At 69.7% G+C, this 24,761-nt stretch carries 25 protein-coding genes; 14 read left to right on the top strand and 11 right to left on the bottom strand.

Annotated elements, in window-relative coordinates; translation table 11 throughout:
• Positions 1-46 precede the first annotated feature (46 nt).
• Positions 47-181, top strand: a complete 135-nt coding sequence (locus tag WS45_RS07040; protein WP_059449563.1) for an entericidin A/B family lipoprotein — start codon at positions 47-49, stop codon at positions 179-181.
• Positions 182-271: 90 nt separating this feature from the next.
• Here WS45_RS07040 and WS45_RS07035 read toward each other — a convergent pair whose 3' ends face one another.
• From WS45_RS07035 to WS45_RS07025, 3 genes are all read right to left on the bottom strand, one after another.
• Positions 272-820, bottom strand: a complete 549-nt coding sequence (locus WS45_RS07035) for a hypothetical protein (RefSeq protein ID WP_059699050.1) — start codon at positions 818-820, stop codon at positions 272-274.
• A 154-nt stretch (positions 821-974) separates the two neighbouring features.
• Positions 975-1,898 (bottom strand): DMT family transporter, encoded by a 924-nt coding sequence (locus tag WS45_RS07030; protein ID WP_059699264.1) that lies wholly within the window; start codon positions 1,896-1,898, stop codon positions 975-977.
• 205 nt (positions 1,899-2,103) lie between these two features.
• On the bottom strand, positions 2,104-2,898 hold the full coding sequence (locus WS45_RS07025; RefSeq protein WP_059526657.1) for an AraC family transcriptional regulator: 795 nt from the start codon (positions 2,896-2,898) through the stop codon (positions 2,104-2,106).
• A 170-nt stretch (positions 2,899-3,068) separates the two neighbouring features.
• Here WS45_RS07025 and WS45_RS07020 point away from each other — a divergent pair, with 170 nt between their 5' ends.
• Both WS45_RS07020 and WS45_RS07015 read left to right on the top strand, forming a co-directional pair.
• Complete coding sequence (locus WS45_RS07020; RefSeq protein ID WP_059699262.1) at positions 3,069-3,902, top strand: molybdenum cofactor biosynthesis F family protein; 834 nt, start codon at positions 3,069-3,071, stop codon at positions 3,900-3,902.
• Positions 3,899-4,708, top strand: a complete 810-nt coding sequence (locus WS45_RS07015) for an SDR family oxidoreductase (RefSeq protein ID WP_059699048.1) — start codon at positions 3,899-3,901, stop codon at positions 4,706-4,708. Before WS45_RS07020 ends, WS45_RS07015 begins: the two co-directional genes overlap by 4 nt.
• Positions 4,709-4,791: 83 nt before the next feature.
• On the opposite strand, the gene WS45_RS07010 is transcribed toward WS45_RS07015, so the two are convergent.
• Positions 4,792-5,469, bottom strand: coding sequence for a dihydrodipicolinate reductase C-terminal domain-containing protein (locus tag WS45_RS07010; RefSeq protein ID WP_059699046.1), 678 nt, complete (start codon positions 5,467-5,469; stop codon positions 4,792-4,794).
• 304 nt (positions 5,470-5,773) lie between these two features.
• Here WS45_RS07010 and WS45_RS07005 point away from each other — a divergent pair, with 304 nt between their 5' ends.
• Entirely contained in the window at positions 5,774-6,487 is a 714-nt protein-coding gene (locus WS45_RS07005) for an SDR family NAD(P)-dependent oxidoreductase (protein WP_059699044.1), read from the top strand.
• A 177-nt stretch (positions 6,488-6,664) separates the two neighbouring features.
• Positions 6,665-6,862, top strand: a complete 198-nt coding sequence (locus WS45_RS07000) for an oxidoreductase-like domain-containing protein (RefSeq protein WP_059468460.1) — start codon at positions 6,665-6,667, stop codon at positions 6,860-6,862.
• Between the two features lie 69 nt (positions 6,863-6,931).
• Here WS45_RS07000 and WS45_RS06995 read toward each other — a convergent pair whose 3' ends face one another.
• The gene (locus WS45_RS06995; protein WP_059699043.1) at positions 6,932-8,392 is read right to left on the bottom strand and encodes an MFS transporter; all 1,461 of its coding nucleotides are present in this window, start codon (positions 8,390-8,392) and stop codon (positions 6,932-6,934) included.
• 137 nt (positions 8,393-8,529) lie between these two features.
• Between WS45_RS06995 and WS45_RS06990 the strand changes: the two genes are divergently transcribed.
• Positions 8,530-9,402 carry a LysR family transcriptional regulator gene (locus WS45_RS06990; protein WP_059509127.1) on the top strand — a complete coding sequence of 291 codons (873 nt, stop codon included), beginning with the start codon at positions 8,530-8,532 and terminating at the stop codon, positions 9,400-9,402.
• A gap of 195 nt (positions 9,403-9,597) precedes the next feature.
• A complete protein-coding gene (locus WS45_RS06985) occupies positions 9,598-9,918 on the top strand; it encodes a DUF7660 family protein (protein ID WP_059692167.1) in 321 nt (106 codons plus the stop codon).
• 40 nt (positions 9,919-9,958) lie between these two features.
• Here WS45_RS06985 and WS45_RS06980 read toward each other — a convergent pair whose 3' ends face one another.
• Positions 9,959-10,858 (bottom strand): LysR family transcriptional regulator, encoded by a 900-nt coding sequence (locus WS45_RS06980; protein ID WP_059699040.1) that lies wholly within the window; start codon positions 10,856-10,858, stop codon positions 9,959-9,961.
• 99 nt (positions 10,859-10,957) lie between these two features.
• Between WS45_RS06980 and WS45_RS06975 the strand changes: the two genes are divergently transcribed.
• The gene (locus tag WS45_RS06975) at positions 10,958-11,938 is read left to right on the top strand and encodes an NAD-dependent epimerase/dehydratase family protein (RefSeq protein ID WP_059699038.1); all 981 of its coding nucleotides are present in this window, start codon (positions 10,958-10,960) and stop codon (positions 11,936-11,938) included.
• A gap of 76 nt (positions 11,939-12,014) precedes the next feature.
• Here the strand turns inward: WS45_RS06975 and WS45_RS06970 are convergent, their stop codons facing one another.
• The 5 genes from WS45_RS06970 to WS45_RS06950 form a co-directional block, all read right to left on the bottom strand.
• Positions 12,015-12,716: a DUF2848 domain-containing protein gene (locus WS45_RS06970; protein WP_059699036.1), complete on the bottom strand. Its 702-nt coding sequence runs from the start codon at positions 12,714-12,716 to the stop codon at positions 12,015-12,017.
• Positions 12,717-12,765: 49 nt separating this feature from the next.
• Complete coding sequence (locus tag WS45_RS06965) at positions 12,766-14,073, bottom strand: MFS transporter (protein ID WP_059699034.1); 1,308 nt, start codon at positions 14,071-14,073, stop codon at positions 12,766-12,768.
• 111 nt (positions 14,074-14,184) lie between these two features.
• Positions 14,185-14,871: a DUF4286 family protein gene (locus WS45_RS06960; protein ID WP_059526624.1), complete on the bottom strand. Its 687-nt coding sequence runs from the start codon at positions 14,869-14,871 to the stop codon at positions 14,185-14,187.
• A 99-nt stretch (positions 14,872-14,970) separates the two neighbouring features.
• A complete protein-coding gene (locus WS45_RS06955; RefSeq protein WP_059699032.1) occupies positions 14,971-16,023 on the bottom strand; it encodes a LysR family transcriptional regulator in 1,053 nt (350 codons plus the stop codon).
• 216 nt (positions 16,024-16,239) lie between these two features.
• A complete protein-coding gene (locus WS45_RS06950; protein ID WP_059699030.1) occupies positions 16,240-17,031 on the bottom strand; it encodes an SDR family NAD(P)-dependent oxidoreductase in 792 nt (263 codons plus the stop codon).
• A gap of 393 nt (positions 17,032-17,424) precedes the next feature.
• Here WS45_RS06950 and ypfJ point away from each other — a divergent pair, with 393 nt between their 5' ends.
• The 6 genes from ypfJ (at position 17,425) to WS45_RS06915 (ending at position 24,718) form a co-directional block, all read left to right on the top strand.
• Positions 17,425-18,300: a KPN_02809 family neutral zinc metallopeptidase gene (gene ypfJ, locus WS45_RS06940; RefSeq protein ID WP_059699027.1), complete on the top strand. Its 876-nt coding sequence runs from the start codon at positions 17,425-17,427 to the stop codon at positions 18,298-18,300.
• Between the two features lie 255 nt (positions 18,301-18,555).
• Positions 18,556-19,296, top strand: a complete 741-nt coding sequence (locus tag WS45_RS06935) for a helix-turn-helix transcriptional regulator (RefSeq protein ID WP_059699024.1) — start codon at positions 18,556-18,558, stop codon at positions 19,294-19,296.
• Positions 19,297-19,443: 147 nt separating this feature from the next.
• Positions 19,444-20,946: an aldehyde dehydrogenase family protein gene (locus WS45_RS06930; protein WP_059699260.1), complete on the top strand. Its 1,503-nt coding sequence runs from the start codon at positions 19,444-19,446 to the stop codon at positions 20,944-20,946.
• Between the two features lie 88 nt (positions 20,947-21,034).
• A complete protein-coding gene (locus WS45_RS06925; RefSeq protein ID WP_059599170.1) occupies positions 21,035-22,375 on the top strand; it encodes an aspartate aminotransferase family protein in 1,341 nt (446 codons plus the stop codon).
• A 253-nt stretch (positions 22,376-22,628) separates the two neighbouring features.
• Positions 22,629-24,131 carry an APC family permease gene (locus WS45_RS06920; RefSeq protein ID WP_059699021.1) on the top strand — a complete coding sequence of 501 codons (1,503 nt, stop codon included), beginning with the start codon at positions 22,629-22,631 and terminating at the stop codon, positions 24,129-24,131.
• Positions 24,128-24,718, top strand: a complete 591-nt coding sequence (locus WS45_RS06915; RefSeq protein ID WP_059699019.1) for a DUF3156 family protein — start codon at positions 24,128-24,130, stop codon at positions 24,716-24,718. The genes WS45_RS06920 and WS45_RS06915 overlap by 4 nt, the downstream gene beginning before the upstream one ends.
• The last annotated feature ends 43 nt before the right edge of the window (positions 24,719-24,761 follow it).

The raw sequence follows: 24,761 nt of genomic DNA, 5'->3' as shown, positions 1-24,761 counted from the left end.
CATACGATTCGCCCGGTCGGGCATGTTGACTCGAAGGAGAATGAGAATGACGCGTACGATTGCTGCAGTGCTGCTGGTGGTGACCGCCGCGCTCGCCGGTTGCAATACCGTTGCAGGCATGGGGCAGGACATTTCGAAGGGTGGCCAGGCAATTAGCGATACGGCCGAGAAGGCCAAGTAAGCCACCGGATTCCGGAATGCAGAAGGCGCCGGGCCGTCCCGCGATCGCGGGACGGCCCGGCGCCTTTTTCATGGCGCGCGGTCGACAGCGTCAGGCGTTTTCCACGAACGCGTAACGGCCCTCGACCTTGCGCGGCGTGAACCAGCCGAAGTCCGGGAACAGCCGGTTGCGGACGAACCAGACGTAGCCGACCAAGATGACCGTCACCCCGAGGGTCGGCAGCGCGGCCGACGGATCGCGGCCGAGATCGGCGATGGTCCTCGGCACTTGCAGCAGCGACAGAACGATGAACGCGTGATACGCGCCGACGCGATGAGTCGCGAAGCCCCAGATGAACAGCAGCGACAGCGGCACCGTCAACGCGAGGAACAGCACCGCGGCGCCGATGCTGAGCCCGTCCGCCAGGAGCAGGTAGGCGAGTGCGAGGCTGATCAGCAACTGCGCGATGCCGAGCGCGATCAGGATCCGGGTATGCACCTTGTTCTTCCGGCACAGTTCGGGGTCGGGGCGCGACGCGATCAGGCGCGCGAGCACGCGATCCTTGAGGCCCTGTCCGGCGAGCTCGGCGAGCACGTCGGCTTTCCTCGCGCCCGCGGACAGCAGCGCCGCGATTCTTGTTTTGGCTTCCTTCTTGTTCATGGCAATGCGAATTATTGTTCGATGGTGGTCAAATGGCCCGGCCACGCGAATATTGCATCTTGCGCGACGGTACGCAACGATTTTGCCGCGTGCGGACACATTCCTACAGTCGTCGTCGATGGCGCGCGGTGACGGCCATCGATCGACGAACGGGTTAGCCATCGAGACAACCGGCTGACGCGATGCGTGCCGGCGGCTCGCGCCGCCGCGTCGCACCCACCAGCATCCCCGCGACGACGAGCGCGATGCCGAGCAATCGCGTGCCGCCGAGCGTCTCGCCGAACAGCGCGACCGCGAACAGCACGGCCGAGACCGGCGCGACCGCCGTGAACAGCGCGGCTTCGGTGCCGCTCGTGCGAGCCGAACCCGCGTACCAGCACAGATAGCCGAGCACGGTCGGCACCAGCGCGTAGTACGCGATCGCCGACACCGCGCTGACGTTCCAGCCACTCGCCAGCGCGTGCCATTCGAACGCGGCCGGCACCAGCGCGAGCACGAAGCCGAGGCCCGACATCGCCGTCGACAGCGCGAGCGGCGGCAACGGCGCCGACAGCCGCCGGTTGAGCAGGATGAACACGGCTTCGCAAGCGACGGCGGCCAGCACCAGTGCGTCGCCGGCGAGCGTCCGGAGCGACGGCATGGCCTGGCCGGGCGCGAACGTGACGAACAGCACGCCGGCGGTGGCCAGCGCGGCCGCGCCCCAGTCGCGCGGCGTCTGCCGCTCGCGCAGCACGACCGCCGCGATCAGCGTCGACATCGCCGGCAGCGTGCCGAGCATCACGCCTGCATCGACGGGCGACGACAGCTTCGTGCCGCTGATCAGCAGCACCGTATAGCCGACGCCGCCCGCCGCAGCCTGCACGACGAGCAGCACGGCGTCGCGTGCGGAGACCCGCGGCCATCGCATTCGCTGTGCACGCATCAGCGCGAACAGCAGCGGGGTTGCGATCAGGAAGCGCAGCGCGGTGGCCGCGAACGGCGGCAGGCCGCCGGCCGCGAGGCGGCTCGCGATGACGGTGCTGCCGACGCCGGCCATTGCGGCGGCGAGATAGAGATAGCCGATCAGTCGTGTCTTCATGTGCCGCATCGTCGCGTGCGGCGGCGCGGGTGTCTTGAACGAAATTGCAGCGGCGTCGGCGAGCGGGGCGGGTGAGCGGGAACGGCGATGTGTCCTGTCCGGTATCTCGGTTGAACGGTAGCGCCGCCATCCAGAGCCGTTGCTGCCGGGCGGCGCAGATCGACATCGCCGCGCACCGGGTGGCCACGCCGCGAGGCGAGGCCCGTCAGCCTGCCTGCGTGAATCGTCCCGGCGTGATCCCGAACTGGCGTGCGAATGCGCGCGTCAGGTGGCTCTGGTCGGCAAAACCGGCTTCGGCCGCGGCATCCGCGATCGGCCGGCCGCTGGCGATCAGGGCGCGCGCGAGCCGCGTGCGCGACTGCATCAGATACGCGTGCGGCGTGATGCCGAGTTCGCGTGCGAATCCGCGCAGCAGCTGGAAGCGGCTCACGCCGCTCAGGCCGGCGAGTTCCGCCAGCGAAACGGGTGCGGCGGGCGCCGCGTCGAGTCGCTCGCGGGCGACGCGGATCGCCGGTGCGACGCCGGCGGGCGGCAGCGCGCGGTTCGAGTGCCGCGCAAGCAGCCCGGCGACCAGCGTGACGAGCGCCTCGTCGCGGGCGAGCGGCAGCGTGTCTCCTGCGACGAGCCGTGCATGCAGCCGGCCGAACGCGGCCGCGAGCCGCGCGTCACGCACGGCCGGGTGCGCGAGCTCGACACCGCCGAGGCCTTCTTCCGCCGCGACGCCCGCGACCAGTGCAGGCGCGAGGTACAGCATCCGCCAACGCCGGCCCGTGCCCGTTTCGATCGGCATGCCGTCGTGCATCTCGCCGGGATTGACCATGATCGCGTCGCCGGCCAGCGCATCGACCTGCCCGCGGCCGCTCCAGGACCGGTGCGCGCCGCTGACGATCACGCCGACCCCGAATTCGTCGTGCGCGTGCCGCGGAAACGTGCGGTCGGACTCGAGGCTGATCGCCTCGATGCCTTCATCGGTGCGTCGGTAATGGGTGACACGGTGCATGGGCGCTCCTCGCGCCGGCAGCGGCGCGGATCACGTGCACTTTAGCGCGTTCCGACGCCGCGCGCCCTTCATCCTTTTGGCCGATACCGCGCGGCGCGCACAGCCTGCACGATGTGCACATGAGCAGCGTACACGGCCCGCCGGGCCTGAAGCTGCGCGGGAGACGGCAGGTGGAACGACAGGACCCGGTATTCATTCAGGTTGGCGCGCTCGCCGACGGCTTCGCGCCGGACGCGAACGTCCTCGCGCCCGTGGACGCGCTCGTCGGGCGATCGCTGGCCCTCGGCGATGCATCGGGCGCATGGCGCGTCTATACGTTCGAGGCGGGCGCGCTGCAATGGCGCGACGCGGTGACCGACACGGGCGGCCGTGCGCCGTGTCGTGTCACGCGGCTGCGCGACGACCTGTACTTCGTCGATTACATCGACCCGGCAGCACGCGCGACGTCGGTCAGTCTCGTGATCGACGTCGGCGACGGCGTGTGGACGTCGGTGATCGGCACGCTGCCGACCGAAGCCGATACGCAGGTCGACGCGTTCACGCGCGTCGCGCGCGGGCTGCCGCTGACGGGCGTCGACGCGACATTCAGGCACGGCACGCTCGGCGGCCATGCGCGGCCGGGCCCGCTGCACGGGCCCACGCGCGAACTGATCGGCAAGCGCACGATGTATCGCTACAGCCCGACCGAATGCTACGAGCACATCTACCTGAACGAGAACTTCTACGCCTGGCAGTGTCTGCAGGGCGTCGAAGGCGGGCTGGCCGACGTGGACCGCTGCCATTACTTCAGGCTCGCCGAGCAGCTGTATCTGTTCGTATGGCGCGAGAAGGTGGTGCCGACGCTCGGCGTCGTGCTGATCGACCTCGCGCAACGCAAGACGGACGGCAAGATCTTCGGCTACCAGGGCGGCGATTTCGGCACGCTGTCGAACTTCCCGATCGGCGCGCATGCGCAGGTGCTGAACGAAACCGTGTATCCGCTCGCCGGCGAGGCGCAGCGATGAGTGCCGTGCCGGGCAGCGGCCGCCTGCGTGCGGATTTCAGTGGCCGTGTCGTGCTCGTCACGGGCGCGGCGCAGGGGATCGGCGCGGCGATCGCGCGCCGTTTCGCGCAATCCGGTGCGTTCGTCGCGCTCGCCGATCTCAACGGCGATGCCGCTGCCGCGCAGGCGGACGCGCTTGCCGGCGCGGGCGGCGCTGCGTGTGCGTATCGCGTCGACGCCGCGAGCCGCGACGAACTCGTCGCGCTGGTCGAGGCGGTCGAGCGCGACGGCGGCCGGCTCGACGTCGTCGTTCACAATGCCGCGTACTTCCCGCTGACTCCGTTCGAGCAGATCGATGCGCCGATGCTCGAACGCACGCTGTCGGTCAACCTGTCGGCGCTGTTCTGGCTTGCACAGGCCGCGCTGCCGGCATTCGAGCGTGCGGGGGCGGGGCGGCTGCTCGTCACGTCGTCGGTGACCGGGCCGCGCGTCGTCTATCCGGGGCTCGCGCACTACGCGGCGTCGAAGGCGGGCGTGAACGGCTTCATTCGCGCGGCGGCGCTCGAACTCGCGCGCCGCAACGTGACGGTCAACGGCGTCGAGCCGGGGATGATCCGCACGCCGGCGGCCGGCAATCTCGGCGATGCGTCGGTCGCCGCGCAGATCGCGCGCGACATTCCGCTCGCGCGGATGGGCGAGCCGGAGGACATCGCGAACGCGATGCTGTTTCTCGCGTCGGCCGATGCGGCGTACATCACCGGGCAGACGATCGTCGTCGACGGCGGGGCGACGTTGCCGGAAAGCGGGGCCGTGCTGGGTGACGGTTAAGAGGGCGCGTGCGCGATCGTGCGATCAGGGCCGTCGAGCGGGCCGGCGGGGGCGTCGCCGGCGCGTCGCGCGCATCGTCGTGCTTACAGCCAACCGTTGTGAATGAACTCGACGATCGAGTACCGGCGAGGTTCGAGCTCGTGCTGCCGGACGGCCTCGACGATCCGCGACACGCCATCCGCGTAAGGCGACGCGCCGTATACGCGGGATTCGAATTGCAGGCTGCATGCGCCGTCCTCGATGCGGATCCGGTGGAACGCATGGCGGCCGAGTTGGTCGTCGGGAATCTGCAATGCGTCGCGCTGCTCGGCGGGGTCCCGCACGGAGTGGATGTCCTGCGCGGGAACGCCGAGCGACTGACCGATGCCGACCGCGGTGCCGGGCACGGACGTCTTGCTGGCCTGGTGCGATTCCGTCACGCTGATATGGCAGTCCCGAAACAGGTGGCCGCTGGTTTCCAGCATGCTCATGAACTTGAGCATCAGGATGTTCGTATTCGGACAGAGCACGACGGGGAAGTCGTGCGATCCGGTTTCGAGGTCTGAGCCGGTGGACAGCTCGACGAGCGGCGACCCCGTGGCGCGGCAGAATTCGATCGCGGCAGGCAGCTCGCGGCCGGAGCCGGCGTGAACGACGATCGAACGGGCGTCGCCGCGTGCGGGGTCCGACCAGGCCATCACGCGACAGGTTGCCGGGTCGAGCCGGTGTGAGCCGAGCAGTTCGGTTGCCAGCTTGCCGGTGCCAACGACGAGTACTTGCATGGGATGGACGGGTTGAGGTTCGGGGTTCGGTACGCAAACGGCGCGATCACGGAGCAACGCGCATCGTGCGGCGCGCCGTGATCGCGCATTATGCCCGGCCATGCCGTCACGCGTGGTGCGCACCTGCACGGCCGCGGCGGATCGACAGATCGGCTTCGTCGGCGGCGACGCCTGTGTCGCCGTGCGCATGGAGGCGTGAACGGCGCTACGCTGTCGAAACGCCGGCCGTGCACGCCCGTGCTGCGGCCGGCATCGCACCGAACCGCGTATCATCCAACCCCCTTCGACTCAGGAGAGCACATCGATGGAACACGACCTGAAAGGCAAGGCAGTCGCGATCACCGGCGGATTCGGCCACCTCGGCGTCGCAACCGCCGCCTGGCTCGGCCGGCACGGCGCGCGCGTCGCGCTGATCGGCCGTGGCACGGCGCCGGACGCGCAGGCGTTGCCCGGCGTGCCGGCCGATGCGCTGCGCCTCGGCGGCATCGATCTCGTCGATCCGCAGGCGGCTGCGCGCGCGCTCGACACCGTGAATCGCGAATTCGGCCGGGTCGACGCGCTGCTGAACATTGCAGGCGCGTTCGTGTGGCAGACGATCGCCGACGGCGACGCGGCCACGTGGGACCGCATGTACGAATTGAACGTGAAGACGGCGCTGAATGCGTCGAAGGCCGCGCTACCGTATCTGGTGGCGAGCCCGGCGGGCCGCATCGTCAACATCGGCGCGGGCGCGGCGTTCAAGGCAGGCGCGGGAATGGGCGCGTATGCGGCCGCGAAGGCGGGCGTCGCGCGACTCACCGAGGCGCTGGCGGCGGAACTGCTCGATCGCGGCGTGACCGTGAATGCGCTGTTGCCGAGCATCATCGACACTCCGCCGAACCGCGCGGACATGCCCGACGCGGATTTCACGCGCTGGGTCCGGCCCGAACAGATCGCCGCGACGATCGGGTTCCTGCTGTCGACTGATGCGCAGGCGATCACCGGCGCATCGATTCCCGTGAGCGGTCGCGTGGCGTAGCGGATGGCGGACGGTCGCACTCGAGTATGACGTCAGGGCATGCGAAATCGCGCACGCGGCGGTTGCGCCATCGTCGCGATTTCGATCGGCAGGTGGCGCGGCTGCATACGGCCGGCATGCCTGCATGCGGCGGACCATCACCGTATACTGGACGTTCGACATCATGTGACTGAAGCCGTGACCAAGCCTGCCTCCGCGGATACGCTCGCCGACGATCCGCGTCCCACCCCGCCCGAACAACCCGAACTGGAAGACTGCTGCAACAGCGGCTGCTCGCCGTGCGTTTTCGACCTGTACGACGAAGCGCTGGCGCGCTATCGCGTCGAGCTGGCCGAATGGGAAGCGCGGCACGCGCAACGCAAACATCACAAGTGAGCTTAATGCCGGCAAGCGATCGCGCATGCCCCGATTCGCTGCCGGCGATGTGTCGTCCGACCCGCGTCGTCACGTGCCGGCCCGCACCCGGCGATGCATCGGCCCCAGCGCGGCCGACAACGCGACGCACACGAGCAGCACGACCGTCAGCGCCCACATCGCCGTCCTGAACCCCTGCACGTAGTCGAGCGCGCCCGGCTGCGCGCCGAGCCGCGCGAAGAACAGCCCGCCGAGTGTCGCCGCCCCGACGGCCGCGCCGATCTGCAGCATCGTGCTGACCATGCCCGATGCGACCCCGGCGCGCGCCGCGTCGACTTCCGCGAGCACGATTCGCACGACCGACGGCAGCACGAGGCCTTGCCCGACGCCGATCGCCGCGATGCCCGCGTAAAAGCCCGGGCCGGGCGCGTGGTCGCCGGCCAGTGCGGCGGCGGTCGCGACGCCGGCCGCGAGTATCGCGAAGCCGAGCGTGAGCACGCGATGGCCGCCGAACCGGTCGACGAGGCGCGGCATCAGCAGCGGGCTCGCGAGGAAGCCGATGCCGAGCGGCAGGATCGCCAGCCCCGACGCGAGCGGCGACCAGTCGAAGCAACCCTGCAGATAGATCCCGTAGCTCAGGAAGAACGCGCTCAGCATGTAGAACAGGAACGCGAGCGTGAGCCCGAGCGCGACGACCGGATTGCGCAGCAGGCGCACGTCGAGCAGCGCATCGCGGCCGCCGGCGAGCCGGCGCGCTTCGACCGCCAGCAGCGCGCCGAGCATCGGCAGCGCCCCGGCGACGCACGCGATCATCCACAGCGGCCAGCCTGCCTCGCGTCCGTGCGTGAGCGGATAGACGAGCATCAGCAGGGACAGCGACAGCAGCACCGTGCCGGGCACGTCGATACCCTGGCCGCGCGGCGGCCGGCTTTCCGGGATGAAGCGCCAGCTGCCGAGCAGCGCGAAGATGCCGATCGGCACGTTGACCAGAAAGATCGCGCGCCAGCCGAGCCCGAACGGATGCAGGCTGATCAATGCGCCGCCGCCCAGCTGGCCGATCACGGCCGCGAGGCCGAACACGAAACCGTAGAAACCCATCACGCGCACCTGCTCCTGCGGGCTGAACACGCTGCGGATCGTCGCGAGCACCTGCGGCGCGAGGATCGCGGCGAACAGGCCCTGCAGCACGCGGCCGCCGACCAGCACCGCGCCGCTGCCGGCGAGCCCGCACAGCGTCGATGCGACGACGAAGCCGGCCATCCCGATCATGAACATCCGCTTGCGGCCGTACAGGTCGCCCAGACGCCCACCGGTGATCTGCACGACCGCGTTCGCGCACGCGTAGGCCGACACGACGAGCTGCAGCTCGGACGGTCGTGCGCCGATGCCGTCGCGGATCGCCGGCAGCGCGAGATTCACGATGAAGTAGTCGAGCGGCGGCAGAATGGCGCCGACCAGCAGGACCACGAGCGCCCAGCCGTGATGGCTGCGCGGCGGCGCCGCGGCGGCCGTGCCGGCCGGCGCGCAAGGGGCGAGGGTGTTGTCGGTCATGAACGAAAGTCCGGAAGAATGAGGGCCGCACCGTAGGTCGAAACCCGTTGAACCGACATTCTGCGGATTAACGATGAATCGGAAAAGCGGGAATTGGTGGTAGCATCCATCGGGTTATTCGATAGATGGAGAGGGCGATGCGCGGTTTCGATCTGGATCAGTTGCGCACTTTCGCGGCGGTGGCGGATGCGGGCAGCCTTACGGCGGCCGCGCCGTTGCTGCATCTGTCACAGTCGACGGTGAGCGAGCAGGTGCGCAAGCTCGAATCGCGCGCCGGCGTGCCGCTGTTCGTGCGCAGCAAGCGCGGCGTGGAGCCGACGCCGGCTGGCGCACGTTTGCTGCAGCATGCGCGCCGCATCGTCGCGCTGAACGAGGCCGCGTTCGACGAAGTACGCGGGCAGGCGATCAAGGGCGAGTTGCGCGTCGCGATCACCGATTACTACCGGACGCATGAAGTCGCGGGCCTGCTCGCGCGGTTGCGGGAGTGCTACCCGCAACTGAGCCTGCACGTGAGCGCGATGAAGAGCGCGGAGATCGAGGCCGCGCATGCGCGCGGACAGATCGATCTGGGCGTCGTGATGAACCTGTCGAGCGGCCCGTTCCGGCCCGCGTCGGCCGATACGCGCTGGGTGCTGCGGCGCGAGCCGCTGTCGTGGGTCGCGTCGCCCGCGCTCGCCGAGCAGTTGCCCGAGCCGTTGCCGCTCGTGCTGCTGCCGGACGACTGCATGATGCATCAGATCGCCGTGCGCTCGCTCGACGAGCAGCACGCGCCGTATGTGCTCGTGCACAGCGCGTCGGGTGTCGCGGGGCTGCAGTCGATGCTGGCGGCGGGGCTCGGCGTCGGCTGCCTGTGCGCATCGGCGATCGGAGAGGGGCTCGTGCGGCTCGGCGCGAAATACCGGCTGCCGGCGCTGCCCGACGCCGTGTTCTCGCTGACGCCGCCGATGCCGGGCGAACGCGAGACGGTCACGCAGGCGCGCGAGGTGCTGTCGCGGCAGTTGCTGATGTGACGCAGGCATGCGCGTCGGGGCAGAGGCGCGTATTCAACGGGGGCGTTACCGATGAAAATATCGGGAGATTTCGGGATCGTCGCTCGAGCGGCTCGGGCGGGTCCATTTCGACGATTTCTTCATCGTCGAGGAAACGTATCCCGGTTGGTGCGAGGTGGAAGCTTTCCGAACGTTGCGTAGCAGGGGGCGAGACGCATGAACGACGAACTGAAAAGCGAGATGGCCGCGCGGCTGCAGCACGCGCTGGAGCGGGTGGTCGACGAGCGCTCGCTGATCCACTTCCTGCGCGTGCTCGGCCACGACTGGCAAAAGGAGCGCCAGCTCGACGCCGACGTGCCGCCGTCGCCGTTCGCGGCCGCCGCGCTCGGCTGGGAAAACCGCTCGATCGGCGAGTACCTGGAGGCGATGGTCGACTGGGCCGAGGCGTCCGAGGACGGGCTGCGCTGCTACGACCTGCCCGACAACCCGTGGCGGCGCATGGCCGACATCCTGTTCGCAGGCAAGATCTACGAATAGCGCGTCGCGGCGATGCGCGGGCGCGGCGGGCTGGAACGGCCTAGTCGGCCGTCCCTTCGGCATATGCGCGCAGCCCGTTCGCCAACGCATCGAACACGGCCCGGCAACGCGGGCTCGCGCGCAGATCCTCGTGCATGACCACCCAGGTTTCCAGTTTCATCGCGGGCCCGTCCGGCAGCACGCGCACGAGCCGCGCATCGCGCTGCGCGAGCCGGTTCTGGCAGAAGCCGATCCCGTAGCCGGCGCGAATCATCGCGAGCTGCGCGAGATTGCTGTCGGTGCGCAGCGCGAACGCATCGCGCTTCCACAGCGGCATCCCGCGTCCCGCCGAACGGATGAACGGCGTCACCGTATCGAAACCGATCAGCGCGTGATGCGCGAGTTCGTCCGTCGACGACGGCGTCCCGTTGCGCGCCAGGTAGTCGTCGCGGGCATGCAGCGCGACGTCGATCTCGCCGATGCGCCGCGCGACGAGCGCTTCCTGCGCGGGCGGCGCCATCCGCACCGCGATGTCGGCCTCGCGTTTCAGTACGTCCTGGATGCGGTCGGTCGGCACCAGTTCGATGACGAGCCCCGGATGGTCGCGCCGCAACTGCGCAAGCATCGGCGGCAGCACCTCGACCGCGATCACGTCGCTGGCCGAGATCCGCACGGTGCCGCGCACGCCCGCGCCGTGACTCGCGGCCGCGCGCTCGAACGCGGCCGCCGCGCTGCGCAACGCCTCGGCATGGCCGCGCAGCGCGAGCGCCGCCTCGGTCGGCAGCAGCCCCGACGGCGAGCGCGTAAACAGCGTCTGGCCGAACGCGGCCTCGAGCGCCGCGACGTGACGGCCGGCCGTTGGCTGTGTGATGCCGAGCGCGCGCGCTGCGCCCGACAGCGAGCCTTCCGTCAGCACGGCGAGGAAGGTGCGGTAGCGTTCCCAGTTCAGATCGATGGTCATACATAAATGTATAGCTGATCGATTGGGTTCGGCAATTCCTTGTTAGGCGGCTCCGCGCCAGAATGCGTGCAGACAACGGTTCATTCACGGAGAACGGCCATGACGGCGAACGCAGGCGGAACGCAACGACAGGCACTCGTGCTCGGCGCGAGCGGAGGCATCGGCGGCGAGGTCGCGCGTCAGTTGCGCGATGCCGGCTGGCAGGTGCGCGCGCTCAAGCGCGGGCTCGACGCCGGGACGGTGGAGCGCGACGGGATCGCATGGATGCGTGGCGACGCGCTCGACCGCGAGGCGGTGGTCCGCGCGGCGCGCGGCTGCAGCGTGATCGTGCATGCGGTGAACCCGCCTGGCTACCGGAACTGGTCGACGCAGGTGTTGCCGATGCTCGACAACACGATCGCGGCGGCGACGGTGGCGCAGGCGACCGTCGTGTTGCCGGGGACGATCTACAACTACGGCCCCGACGCGTTTCCCGAGTTGCGCGAAGACGCGCCGCAGCATCCGGTGACGCGCAAGGGCGCGATCCGCGTCGAGATGGAGCGGCGGCTGCAGGCGGCGACCGCGCAGGGCGTCCGGACGATCATCGTGCGGGCCGGCGATTTCTTCGGGGCGCATGCGGGCAACAACTGGTTCGGGCAGGGGCTCGTCAAGGCCGGGCGGCCCGTCGCGGCCATCAGCGTGCCGGGCCGCCCGGGCGTCGGCCATCAATGGGCGTACCTGCCGGACGTCGCGCGCACGATGGTCGAGCTGCTCGAGCGACGCGACACGCTGGAGCCGTTCGCGCGCTTCCATTTCGGCGGGTATTGGGACGCGGACGGCACGCAGATGGCGCAGGCCGTGCGCCGCGTCGCGCAGCGGCACGGGATGCGGCCGACGGTGCGGCGCTTCCCGTGGTGGCTCGTCTGGGCCGCGGCGCCGTTCGTCACGACGATGCGCGAGATGCTCGAAATGCGCTATCTGTGGCGCGAGCCGCTCCGGATGGACAACGCGCGGGTGACGGCGGTGCTGGGCCGCGAGCCGGTGACGCCGCTCGATACCGCGGTGGAGACGGCGCTCGCGGGGCTGGGCTGCTTGCGATGACGGCGGGCGCTGAAGGCGGGTGACGGACCCGCGTGCCGGTCAGATTCTTTATTGCCTGCGCACCCGCCACCGTCCCTTACGCGACAACCGGCAATACCTCGACCTCGTACCGGTGCCGCAGGCTGCGCCCGAGCACCGGATCGTGGAGTTCCATCTCGAACGCGTCACCGTCGCCCATCGCCGCGATGGCGCCGTGCACGGCGACCGTGCCGCCGAACATCGCGCAGCGCGCGGGCATCGTGCGCCGGTCGTCGAAGCGGTGCCACAGCGCGGCGGGCGCAAGCAGCCCGCTGAGCGCGCCGTGCTGATACGCGATGCGGCCGCCGCCGGGTTTGATCCACCACGAACGCATCTCGATCGCGTCCCAATGATCGGCGACGTCCGCATGACGCCACGCCTCGCGGCCGAGCGGTTTCGCGCACACCTGTTTCGACACCGCGACACCGTAGGCCTCGACTTCCCGATCCGTATGATCGGAGCCGACCGTTACCAGCGTGCCGACCGGGCTGTCGATCAGCACGCACTCGATCTCGCCGCCCGAGCGTGCGCCGAGCACGCCGATCGACGGCGCCTGCGTGAGCAGCGCGGACGACACGCGATAGAAGCACGGCGTGGTCGACGGCGGCGCGACGCCGAGCGCCGCGAGTTCGTCGATGTGCGCGCGGATCGCTGCCGGATCGCGGCCGGCCCAGCCGGCGATCACGACACGTTCGATCTCGACGTCGATCTGGGCCGAAGCGCCTTGCGGGGACATCACGTTGAACGACAGGGCTTGCATGCGGGTATCCGTTTGAAGTGCGAATGAATGAAACGATCGGCAGGGAAGCTCAATCCGCGAGCGGCCGGTGCGCGGTCTCGCGCGCGGCCAGCAGCGCGATCGACGTGACGACGAGCGCCGCGGTGACGTACAGCGACACGGCCGTCGTCGTACCCGTCTGGCGGAACAGCGTGGCGATCACGAGCGGTGCGAAGCCGCCGCCGGCGATGCCGGCGAGCGTGTAGGCCAGCGACGAGCCCGCATAACGCACACGGGTCGGGAACTGTTCGGTGACGAACGCGCCTTGCGGGCCGTACATCACCGCATGGATCACGAGGCCGATCGCAACCGCCGCGACGATCGCGCCCGGCCGCGCCGAATCGAGCATCGTGAAGAACGCGAACGCCCACACGATCCCGGCGATCGCGCCGGCGAGGTATACCGGACGGCGTCCGAAGCGGTCCGACAGCGCGCCGAAGAACGGCACCGCGAGCGCGTTGCAGGCCGTGCCGATCATCACGGCCGTCAGCGCGACCGGGCGCGACAGGTGCAGCACGGTCGTCACGTAGGTCAGCGTGAACACGACGAGCAGCGCGTACAGCACGTCGGAGCCGATCCGCGAGCCGCCGGCGATCAGCAGGCGCCGCCAGTGACACTTCAGCACTTCGGCGACAGGCACGTCGGCGGTCGCGTGCGATTCGGCGAGCTGCTCGAACTGCGGCGTTTCGTCGACGCCGCGCCGCAGCCAGAAACCGAATACGACGAGCAGCGCGCTGGCCGCGAACGGCACGCGCCAGCCCCACGACAGGAAGGCGTCGGACGTGATGGAGAGCGTCACGAGCGCGATGCAGCCGGTGCCGAGCAGCGTGCCGAACGACGGGCCGATCTGCGTCCACGACGCGGACAGTCCACGCCGTTTCTGGTCGCCATGCTCGACCGACAGCAGCACCGCGCCGGCCCATTCTCCGCCGAGCGCGACGCCCTGCACGAAGCGCAGCGCGACGAGCAAAATCGGGCTCAGGATGCCGGCCTGCGCATAGGTCGGCAGCGCGCCCATCAGCGCGGTCGTGACACCCATCAGCACGAGCGTGAGCATCAGCACCGCGCGGCGGCCGATGCGGTCGCCGAGGTTGCCGAACACGAAGCCGCCGAGCGGACGCGACACGTAGCCGACCGCATAGGTCGAGAACGCGAGGATCGTGCCGGCCAGCGGATCGACCGACGGAAAGAACAGGTGGTTGAAGACGAGCGCGGCGAGCGTGTTGTAGATCGTGAAGTCGTACCACTCGAGCGACGTGCCGATCATGCTCGCGGTCGCGAGTCGGCTGTTGCGGACGCGGCGGGGCGTGTGGGCGGCGGGCTGGGCGAGAGTGCTCATGGTGTCGGGCGTGTCGTGAAGGAGGACGGGGGTGACGCACGGGGACCGATGCGCCGGCCGCGTGCGGATCACGGACGGCGCGGCCGGCACGGCCGGTGGCGGCGTCGGCGTTCAGGCCGGCAGCGCGGCGGCGGCCGGTTTGGCTTCGGCGTCGCGACCGGCAGCCGGCCGCGGCGCGGCGGCGCGCCACAGCAGGTCGAAGGTGCGTACGTCGTCGTGACCGGCAATGGCGGCGGCGACACGGCGCGTGGTCGCGGCATCGCTGCCCTCGATCAGCACGAGCGCGTCGGCGGCCGGACGCGCGGCCGCGTCGGCGCCGATCGGCGCGGACAGGTCCGGCGCGGTGCGGAACAGCCGGGCCGCGTGGATGCCCGGTTCGTGCAGCGCCGCGCCGAAGCGCTCGCGCAGGTGCGGCACGTCGACGCGCTCCGGCGGCAGCACGAACAGCGCGAGATGCATGCCTTCGCCGTCGCCGGCCTCGATCGTCAGGTCGCCGACCCGCCGCTGCGTGCCCGTCATCCGTTCGAAGTTCGCGAGCGACCACGCGGTCTGCTGCGTGAACGCGCGCCGGTACGCGTCGCCGCGGAATACGTCGAGCGTGTCCGTCACGTACAGCGCGAGGTACTTGCGCGGGCCGCCGTCGGTCGCGCGGAACCGCCGCGCATGCGTGAAGCCGGGAATCGCGACACGCTCCTGCATGTGCTCGCGGTCGTACCACGCGTTGAAATCGGCTTCGTGCGCGGGATCGATGTCCGTCCAGACGCAGAGCTGGCCGTGCGGAAGGGAAAGGCGGGACATGGCGGGTTCCTTGTGACGGGGTGTGTCAGGAACCGCAGTGTCCCGAAGACGGGCCGCACCCGTCCAACAAGAAAACAAATTCGTGGTGAACAGGTTTTCTTATGAGCGGCGCGGGCGGCGTTTCGCCGGGGTCGCGGGCGATGCGGATTGCGGCGTGCGTCTTGCCGACGCGGGTCGGGTTTTTTTCGCCGGGCGGGCTGGGGACTTGTCGACGATGTCGGTTTCGGCTTCGGTCTCGGCCTTTGCAGACGCGGCGGGCTTCGCATGACTGGAAACCGCCGGCATTGCGCGCGCGACTTCGCTCGCCAGTTCCGCGATGCGCGCGGCGACCGGCAGGCCCTGCGTGCGATACGACGCGACGAGCGGCAGCGCGGGGAATTCGGGTTCGACGTCGAGCAGTTCGAGCGTGCCTTCCTGCAGTTCGCGCCCGATGATCGCGGGCGGCAGCGCGGCCACGCCGAAGCCGTCGGCGACGAGCCGGATCATCGCGGCGACCGACGTGATGCAGTTGATGCTGGCCGGCCGCTCGACGGCCGCGAACAGCCGCTCGATCGTCGCGTGGGGGCCCGAGTGGCGCGAGAAGCTGATGATCGGGTACGCGGCAAGCCGCGCAACGTCGAGCCGTTCGCCGCCGAGCCCGAGACGCGGGCTCGCCGCCCAGCGCACCGGGAATTCGCACAGCGGCAGGTTCGTGAAGTCGGGGCCCGGCACCGGGTCGGTCTGCAGGATCAGGTCGACGCCGTCGGTGCTCAGCAGGCGGATCAGGTGCAGTGTCGTGTCGCTCGTGATCTCGACGTCGAGGCGCGGATAGCGCTCGCGCAATTGCGCCATCAGTGCCGGAAACCAGCTGTGGACGATCGACTCGATCACGCCGATCCGGATCAGCCCCGCGTCGCTCGCCGCGTCGATGTCGCGGCGCATCTCGCTGTCGAGCCGCACGATGCGTTCCGCGTACGCGAGCATGCGCCGCCCCGCGGGCGTGAGCGTGGCCGAGCGCGTGTTGCGGTCGAACAGCCGCACGTCGAACGCTTCTTCCAGCGAGGCGATGCGGCTCGACACGGCCGCCTGCGTCGTGTGCAGTTTCTCGGCCGTGAGCCGGAAGTTCTCCAGCTTCGCAAGCCAGACGAAGGTTTCAAGAAACCGGATGTTCATCGAATGCCGATCGGTGAGGCAGTGCCGCGCGGGGGCGGCGGGACCGGTCGATGTTAGCGGATTTCCGGGGCGGGAAACGCACGCGGCGTGGTGCATGCGCCGGGCGAGGGGACGGGCGGTCGCGTACCGGCGGGCGACCGCCCCTTACGATGCGCACGCGGGCAATGCGTCTCCGTGCAGCGAAGATGCGTCGTGCGGGCGGCGTACCCCCATGCATCAAAGCGTGTCGAACGCGAGCGTCGGCACGTCGACGACCGTTGCGCCGCCGTCCGCGACGAGCGTCGCGCCGGTCACGAACGACGCGTCGGGCGACGCCAGGAACGCGCACACGGCCGCGATTTCGTCCGGATCGGCCGCGCGCCGCAGCGGCACGTCGGCACTGACGCGCGCATAGGCGCCGTCGAGCGTGTCGCCGTGAGCGGACATCAGCGGCGCCATCTCCGCATCGGCCATCGGCGTGCGGACCCAGCCCGGGCACACCGCATTCGCGCGCACACCGTGCGGCCCGTAGTCGCGTGCGAGCGAACGCGCGAGCCCGAGCAGCGCATGCTTGCCGACCGTATAGCCGCATACGCCGGGCCCGGCCGCCAGCGCGGCGATCGACGCGACCAGCACGATGCTGCCGCGCCGCGCGATCAGGTCGGGCAGGCATGCGCGTGCGCTGACGAACGCGGTGTCGAGATTCGCATGCAGCGCGTCGCGCCATTGCGCGTCGTCGGTTTCGTCCGCGCGGCCGAGACCGTGGCCGCCCGCGCAGGCGACGAGCGCATCGACGGGGCCGAACCGCGCGGCGATCTCCGGCAGGAAACGGGCCCAGTCGGTCGTGCTCGCGGCGTCGCCGGCGAGCGCGAGGCCGCCCGTCTCGGCGGCGAGCGCGTCGAGCGGCGCCCGACGCCGCCCGATCAGCACGACGTGATCGCCGCGGGCGGCGAAGCGGCGCGCGCACGCGGCGCCGATGCCGGTGCCGGCGCCGGTGATGGCGATCGTGCGGGGTTGCGGGTGCGTCATGGCGTTCTCCGGAAGGTGTCGTTTCCGGTCACTTTAGGCGGCGCCGACGCACGCCGGTATCCGCCGAAAGGATGAACGCGCACCGGGCCGACCGGCCGGATCGCGGTCATTTTGCAAAGGCTGACGATGTTCGGCGCCGAATCGCTCTATCCTCCGTATTTTTGCGATGCGTCGCAAAAGCCCGGCAAAATGGCGCGGGCGCGCCCGCGCATCGGTGCGGAGCGCGACGGCCGCCGTTCCGTCGTGCAAGCGGAGCGGCAGGCGGCGAGATCGGCGCGCGCGTACGACCGATATGGATACACCGCGTCTGCCGATGGCGCAGGGCGCGATGGCTGATCGCCCGGTCGCGCATCGCGCGGCCGGACCATCGACAAGAACAGGGAGGGGCCGGCAATGAGGCTGGACGACGAAAGAGAAAGCATGAACGTCGAGGATCGACGCGGCGGCGGGTTCGGCGGCGGGCGCGCGACGATCGGCATCGGCACGATCGTGGTCGCGCTGGCCGCATCGTATTTTTTCGGGATCGACCCGCGCGTCGTGCTCGAAGGCGCGTCGGCGCTGCAGGGCCGGCAGCAGCAGGCGCAACCCGCGCCGACGCAGCACCAGGGCGCGCCGGCGAACGATCCCGGCGCGGTGTTCACGCGCAGGGTGCTCGGCAATATCGAGCGCACGTGGACGGGCGTGTTCAACACCCAATTGCACGCGCAGTACCAAGCGCCGAAGCTCGTGATGTTCACGAACTCGACGCCGACCGCGTGCGGCACCGGCCAGACCGCGATGGGGCCGTTCTACTGTCCGGGCGACCGCAACGTGTACATCGATCTCGGCTTCTACGACGAACTGCGCAAGCGGTTCGGCGCGGGCGGCGATTTCGCGCAGGCCTACGTGATCGCGCACGAAGTCGGCCATCATGTGCAGAACCTGCTCGGCATTTCCGACAAGGTCGACGCCGCGCGCCGCCGTTCGAGCGAAGCGCGCTCGAACGCGCTGTCGGTGCGGATGGAACTGCAGGCCGACTGCTTCGCCGGCGTGTGGGCAAACAACGCGCAGCGCGCGAACCAGCGGCTGATGGAGCCCGGCGATTTCGAGCAGGGGCTGAAGGCGGCCGCCGCGATCGGCGACGATCGGCTGCAGCAGCAAGGCCAGGGCTACGTCGTGCCGGAGAGCTTCACGCACGGCACCAGCGAGCAGCGCGTGTACTGGCTGCGGCGCGGGATGGAGTCGGGCGAAGTGAGCGCCTGCGACACGTTCGCCGCGAACGCGCACTGATATTGACCGACGGGGCGGGGCGCGCATGTCGCCGCGCCTTCGTTTCGAGGCCGCACGCGCGGCCGCTCCGGAAACTTCGTCGATCGTTCCGATCGCGCTCGATCGGCGCGCGCGATGTTCCGCACCGTCTTCGACGTCCATTCCCGATCCCCATCCACCACCCGCAGACGAATTGCCGATTTGTGCTCACCGGCCCATTTCGGCGCCGGTAGGCTGCCCGAACTTCGACGCGTTCGGCCGCCGGCCGCTCCCATCATGCCGACCTCACCCGTTCCCGCCGATCACGAAGCCGCCGACTGGCAGCGCGCGCTGCGCGCGTGCGTCGACGCGTTCGACGCGTTCGCGAGCCCGTCCGCGATCGTGTTCTACCGGCTCGACCTGAGCGGCGAGCCGGCCGATTTCGAGCTGTTCGGCATGCCCGAGTCGATGCATCGCACCTACATCGCGCGCTACCGGATGCTCGATCCGCTGCATCCGTCGCGCTGCGCGGCAGGCGCCCATGCGGTCGTGACGCTCGCTTCCCAATTGCCTGACGAAAGGCGCGATGCGTCCGCATACTGGACCCGTTTCCTGCGGCGGCACGATGTTGCCGACGTCGTCGAGATCTGGCTGCGCGACGACGCGGGCCGGACGATCGGCGCGTTTTCGCTGCTGCGCTTCGGGAAGGGCGATGCGGGCGGTTGCGCGGGCAACAGCACGGCGGGCCGGTTCGCGCCGGGCGAGATCGACGCGCTGGCACGGTTGCAGCCCGTTGCCGAAGCCGCGCTGTGCCCGCTGCTGCGCGCGCGGCGCGGGATTCACCGGATCGGTTGCGAGGAGCGGCTGACCCATCGCGAGGAGCAGATCGCCCGCCTCGTACGCGACGGCCGCTCGAACAAGGAGATCGCGCGCGATCTCGCGCTCGGCCAGCCGACCGTCAAGACGCATCTGATGCGGATGTACCGCAAGCTCGGCGTGTCGAACCGCACCGAGCTGGTCGGCACGTTGTTCCTGTAGTTTTTTCGCACCCGCCTCGCGCGCGTGTCGATCCCCCGCACGCTTGCCAATTTGCGCTCACCGGGCGCGATCCCTCGTCGATACAGTGGTTCGACACCCGCATGCCGGCGCGCACGCGGCCCAGCCATGACAATCATCGAGACGCCCATGAGCACCACGAACTTCGTCGCGGTCAGCGACACCGTGCGCACCTTCGTCGCACGCGATTTCGGCCTTTTCATCGACGGCGCCATGCAGCCCGCGCACGCGGCCGCGCGGCTCGACGTGTACGACCCGGCGACCGGCGAGCGGCTCGCGACGGTCGCGGATGCGGACGCGCACGACGTCGACCGCGCCGTCGCCAGCGCGAAACACGCATTCGACACGCGCGTGTGGAGCGGGCTGCGCCCGGCCGACCGCGAGCGCATCCTGCTGAAGCTCGCCGACCTGATCGAAGCCGACGCCGAAACGCTCGCGCAGCTCGAAACGCTGAACCAGGGCAAGTCGATCCACGTGTCGCGCGCGATCGAAGTCGGCGCGAGCGTCGAATACGTGCGCTACATGGCCGGCTGGGCGACCAAGATCACCGGTCAGACGCTCGACGTGTCGATCCCGTTCCCGCCCGGCGCGCGCTATACGGCCTATACGCGCAAGGAGCCGGTCGGCGTGGTCGCCGCGATCGTGCCGTGGAATTTTCCGCTGATGATCGCCGTGTGGAAGCTGATTCCGGCGCTCGCGGCCGGCTGCACGATCGTGTTGAAGCCGTCGCCGGAAACGCCGCTCACCGCGCTGCGCCTCGCCGAACTCGCCCTCGATGCCGGCGTGCCGCCCGGCGTGTTCAACGTCGTCACCGGCGGGCGCACGTGCGGCGCCGCGCTGGCGAGCCACCCGTCGATCGCGAAGATCTCGTTCACGGGTTCGACCGCGACCGGCAAGCGGGTCGGCGCGGCGGCCGTGCAGAACATGACGCGCTTCTCGCTCGAACTCGGCGGCAAGAACCCGATCGTGATGCTCGACGACGTCGACGTCGCGCAGGCGCTCGACGGCGTCGCGGCCGGCGCGTTCTTCAACCAGGGGCAGGTGTGCGCGGCCGCGTCGCGCATCTACGTGCATCGCAGCAAGTTCGCGCAGCTCGCGGACGGCCTTGCGGGCGTCGCGCAGTCGATGAAGCTCGGCGCGGGCCTCGACATGACCGCGCAGATCAACCCGCTCGTCTCCGCGCACCACCGCGACACGGTCGTCCAGCACATCGAGGGCGCGCGCCGCGCGGGCCTCACGTTCCTGGCGGGCGGCACGCCGGCCGACGACCTGCCCGGCTACTACGTGAAGCCGGCCGTGATCGCCGATCCGCATCCCGACAGCGCGATCGTGCGCGACGAGGTGTTCGGTCCGGTGATCGTCGTCGTGCCGTTCGACGATGCGGCCGACGCCGTGCGTCTCGCGAACGCGTCGCCGTACGGCCTCGCCGCGAGCATCTGGAGCAACGACCTGAAGCGCGTGATGAATCTCGTGCCGCAGATCGAGGCCGGCACCGTATGGGTGAACTGTCACATTCCGCTCGACCCGTCGATGCCGTTCGGCGGCTACAAGCAGTCGGGCATCGGCCGCGAGTTCGGCCAGTACGCGATCGAAGGCTTCACAGAAACCAAATCCGTGTGCATCGCGCACTGACGCGCGGCGCCCGTTCCGAACATCCCGACAACCTCGAACCTCGTCCGTCCACGGCCGAGGTTCGAACGATCCGAAAGTGGAGACTGCAATGAGCTACAACGAAGCGAAGTTCTGGCACCCGATGCTGCATCCGAACGAAATGAAACAGCGCAAGCCGATCCGCATCGTGCGCGGCGACGGCTGCTACGTGTTCGACGAAACCGGCAAGCAGCTGGTCGACGGCGTCGCGGGCCTGTGGAACGTGAACGTCGGGCACAATCGCCAGGAAGTGAAGGACGCGATCGTGCGCCAGCTCGACGAACTCGAATACTTCCAGCTGTTCGACGGCATCTCGCATCCGCGCGCGGAAGAACTGTCGAAGAAGCTGATCGACATGCTGGAGCCGGAAGGGATGCGCCGCGTGTTGTACAGCTCGGGCGGCTCCGACTCGATCGAGACCGCGCTGAAAATCGCGCGCCAATACTGGAAGGTGCGCGGCCAGGCCGACCGCACGAAGTTCATCTCGCTGAAACAGGGCTATCACGGCACGCACTTCGGCGGCGCGTCGGTGAACGGCAACACGGTGTTCCGCCGCAACTACGAACCGAACCTGCCCGGCTGCTTCCACGTCGAGACGCCGTGGCTGTACCGTAATCCGTTCACGCAGGATCCGGAGGAGCTCGGCCGGATCTGCGCGGAAATGCTGGAGCGCGAGATCCAGTTCCAGAGCCCCGACACGGTCGCCGCGTTCATCGCGGAGCCGGTACAGGGCGCGGGCGGCGTGATCGTGCCGCCGGCCAACTACTGGCCGCTCGTGCGGGAGGTGTGTGACCGCTACGGCGTGCTGCTGATCGCCGACGAAGTCGTGACGGGCTTCGGCCGCAGCGGCAGCATGTTCGGCAGCCGCGGCTGGGGCGTGCGCCCGGACATCATGTGTCTCGCGAAGGGAATCTCGTCCGGCTACGTGCCGCTCGGCGCGACGGCCGTGAACGCGCGGATCGAGGATGCGTTCGCCGCGAACGCGGACTTCGGCGGCGCGATCATGCACGGCTACACGTACGCCGGGCACCCGGTCGCGTGCGCGGCCGCGATCGCGAGCCTCGACATCGTCGTGAAGGAAGACCTGCCGGCGAACGCGGCGAAGCAGGGCGCGTATCTGCTCGAAGCGCTGCAGTCGTTCCCCGAACGCTTCGCGGCGGTCGGCGAGGTGCGCGGCAAGGGGCTGATGCTGGCGCTCGACCTCGTCGCGAACAAGCAGACCCGCGAGCCGATCGACCCGCTGTCCGGCTATGCGAACGCGGTCGCGGAAGTGGCGCGCGAGCACGGCGTGCTGGTGCGCCCGGTCGGCACGAAAATCATCCTGTCGCCGCCGCTCGTGATCCAGCGCGAGCAGCTCGACCGGATCGTCGACGCGCTCGCGGCGGGCTTCGAGGCCGTGCCGTTCGCGTGAGGCCGTGACGGCATGAGCGCATGACGCCGAACCGGCGGTGGAGGGCGGGATAACCCGGTCGCCACCGCCGGTTTGCCGATTTGCGCTATGACCGGATTATTTTGCCTGCGTATTTTTTCGACATCGGATCTGGATTGGATCGACAGGGGCCTGGTGGCGACGCGCCGAAGCGCCGCCCAGGGCCGACCGCGAAGCACGGAACGGAGCGGGCGCCGCAGCGCCGGCGCCGGCCCGAAAAGGGAAGGAGACGAAGATGTCGGGATGGTCTGGAGTGACCGGCGCCGCGGGCGAGACGCCCGCCGGTGCGTCGGCTGAAGCGGGCGGCGGCACGGTGCTGAAGGCGGGCGCGGTCGGTTTCCCGACCGCGCTGGCGAGCGCCGTCGGCCTCATCATGGCGAGCCCGGTGATTCTCACCGCGACGTCGGGCTTCGGAATGGGCGGCTGGGCGTTCGCGGTCGCGATGATCATCGCGTTCGTGATGATGCAGGCGCAGGCCACCACGTTCTCCGAAGCCGCCGCGATGCTGCCGACGGCGGGCTCGGTTTACGATTACCTGTCGTGCGGCCTCGGCCGCTTCTGGGCGATCACCGGCACGATTTCCGCGTATTTCCTCGTACACGTGTTCGCCGGCACGGCGGAGACGATCCTGAGCGGCATCATGGCGCTCGTGAACTTCGAGTCGCTGAACGCCGCGTTCGAGAAGCACAACAGTTCGTGGCTCGTCGGCGTCGGGCTCGTCGTCACGTTCGCGATCACCAACATCATCGGCATCAAGGTGTTCAGCAAGCTCGAGATCGTGCTGACGGCCGGCATGTGGCTGTCGCTGATGATCTTCGGGATCCTCGGCCTCGCGGCCGCGCCGGCCGTGCATCTCGACGGCTGGTTCGGCGGCTCGGAAGTCGGCACGTCGGTGCCGGCGGTGCTGTCGCTGGTCGGGATGGCGATGTTCATGTTCGTCGGTTGCGAGTTCGTCACGCCGCTCGCGCCGGAAATGAAGGCGCCGGGCCGTACGATTCCGCGCGCGATGGCGCTCGGCCTCGTCGGCGTCGCGATCTGCATGTTCCTGTACGGCGCGGCGATCCGCCGCCAGGTCGCGAACGTGCCGGTGAGCCCGGACGGCCTCACGCATCTGCTCGACACGCCGGGCGCGATTCCCGCGTTCGCGCTGCAGGTGCTTGGGCCCTTCGGCCGCGTGTGGTTCGGCATCGCGTTCCTGTGCGCGGGTGCCGCGACGATCAACACGCTGATGGCCGGGCTGCCGCGCATCCTGTACGGGATGGCGATCGACGGCGCGCTGCCGCGCTGCTTCGCGTATCTGCATCCGCGCTTCAAGACGCCGGTGGTCGGCATCGTCGCGTCGGCGATCGTGCCGATCTTCCATGCGTGGCTGATCAACGGCAACCTCGACAGCATCCTGCATCTCGTGCTCGCCGCGACGTGCGCGTGGGGCACCGCGTATCTGCTCGTCACCGCGTCGGTCGTGATGCTGCGCATCCGCCGCCCGGACCTGCCGCGTCCGTATCGTTCGCCGTTGTTCCCGCTGCCGCAGATCGTGTCGAGCGTCGGCATCGTGCTCGCGATCTGGTACATCACGCCGCCCGGCATGAACGCGCGCGACATCTACGTGCCGTTCGGCGCGATGCTCGGGCTCACCGCGCTGTACGCGCTGTTCTGGACGCTCGTCGTGCAGCGCCGGCATCCGTTCAAACCGGTGCCGGTCGAGGAAGTGCTGCGCAACGAGCACGTCGCGTCGTGAGGCTCGCATTCGCCCGGTGGCGCGCGGCGCCCGACACGCCGCCGCCCGGCCACCGGCCCGGCGCGATCGCCGCGCGCGTGCTGGCCGACCTCGGCGCGGCGCGCGATGCGAGCAGCGGCGCGGCCGAACCTCTGGCCCGGCTGCCGAATGGCGTGCACGTGGCCGTCGAAGAACGTGTCGACCGTCAGTTCCTGATGCATACGGTCAGCGTGCAGGTGTCGATCGGCGCGGACGGCCCGGCCGGGCAGGGCCATGCCCGCGTGCTGCAGACCGGCTGGCTGCGGCGCACCGGTGTCGCGGCCGAGCCCGCAGCGGGAAGCGGCCCCGGATTCGTGCGGGCGGTGGCCGCGCTCGTCGCCGATTCGTCACTCGCCGACGCGCTGCGCCCGCTGCACCTGACCGACTGTACGATCGCCGCGCGCGACGGGCGCTGGACGCTCGCCGTCGTGCCGTTCGGCGGCAGCGAGATCGTGAACCGGATGCCGTCGTTTCGCCGCTATGTCCGCCTGACCGGCGAGCAGGCCACCGCGCTGTCGGCGGCATGCCTTGCATTCGAAACTGCACTGCGCGGAATTTTGCGGGGGTAAGCTGTGCCGTTGCGCGCCGTGCGGCGCAACGTGGATTCAGGGT

The organism is Burkholderia sp. RF2-non_BP3 (assembly GCF_001522185.1).
GTDB lineage: Bacteria > Pseudomonadota > Gammaproteobacteria > Burkholderiales > Burkholderiaceae > Burkholderia > Burkholderia diffusa.
The sequence above is the reverse complement of the archived record's forward strand: the minus strand, read 5'-3'. Positions and strand labels throughout refer to the sequence as shown.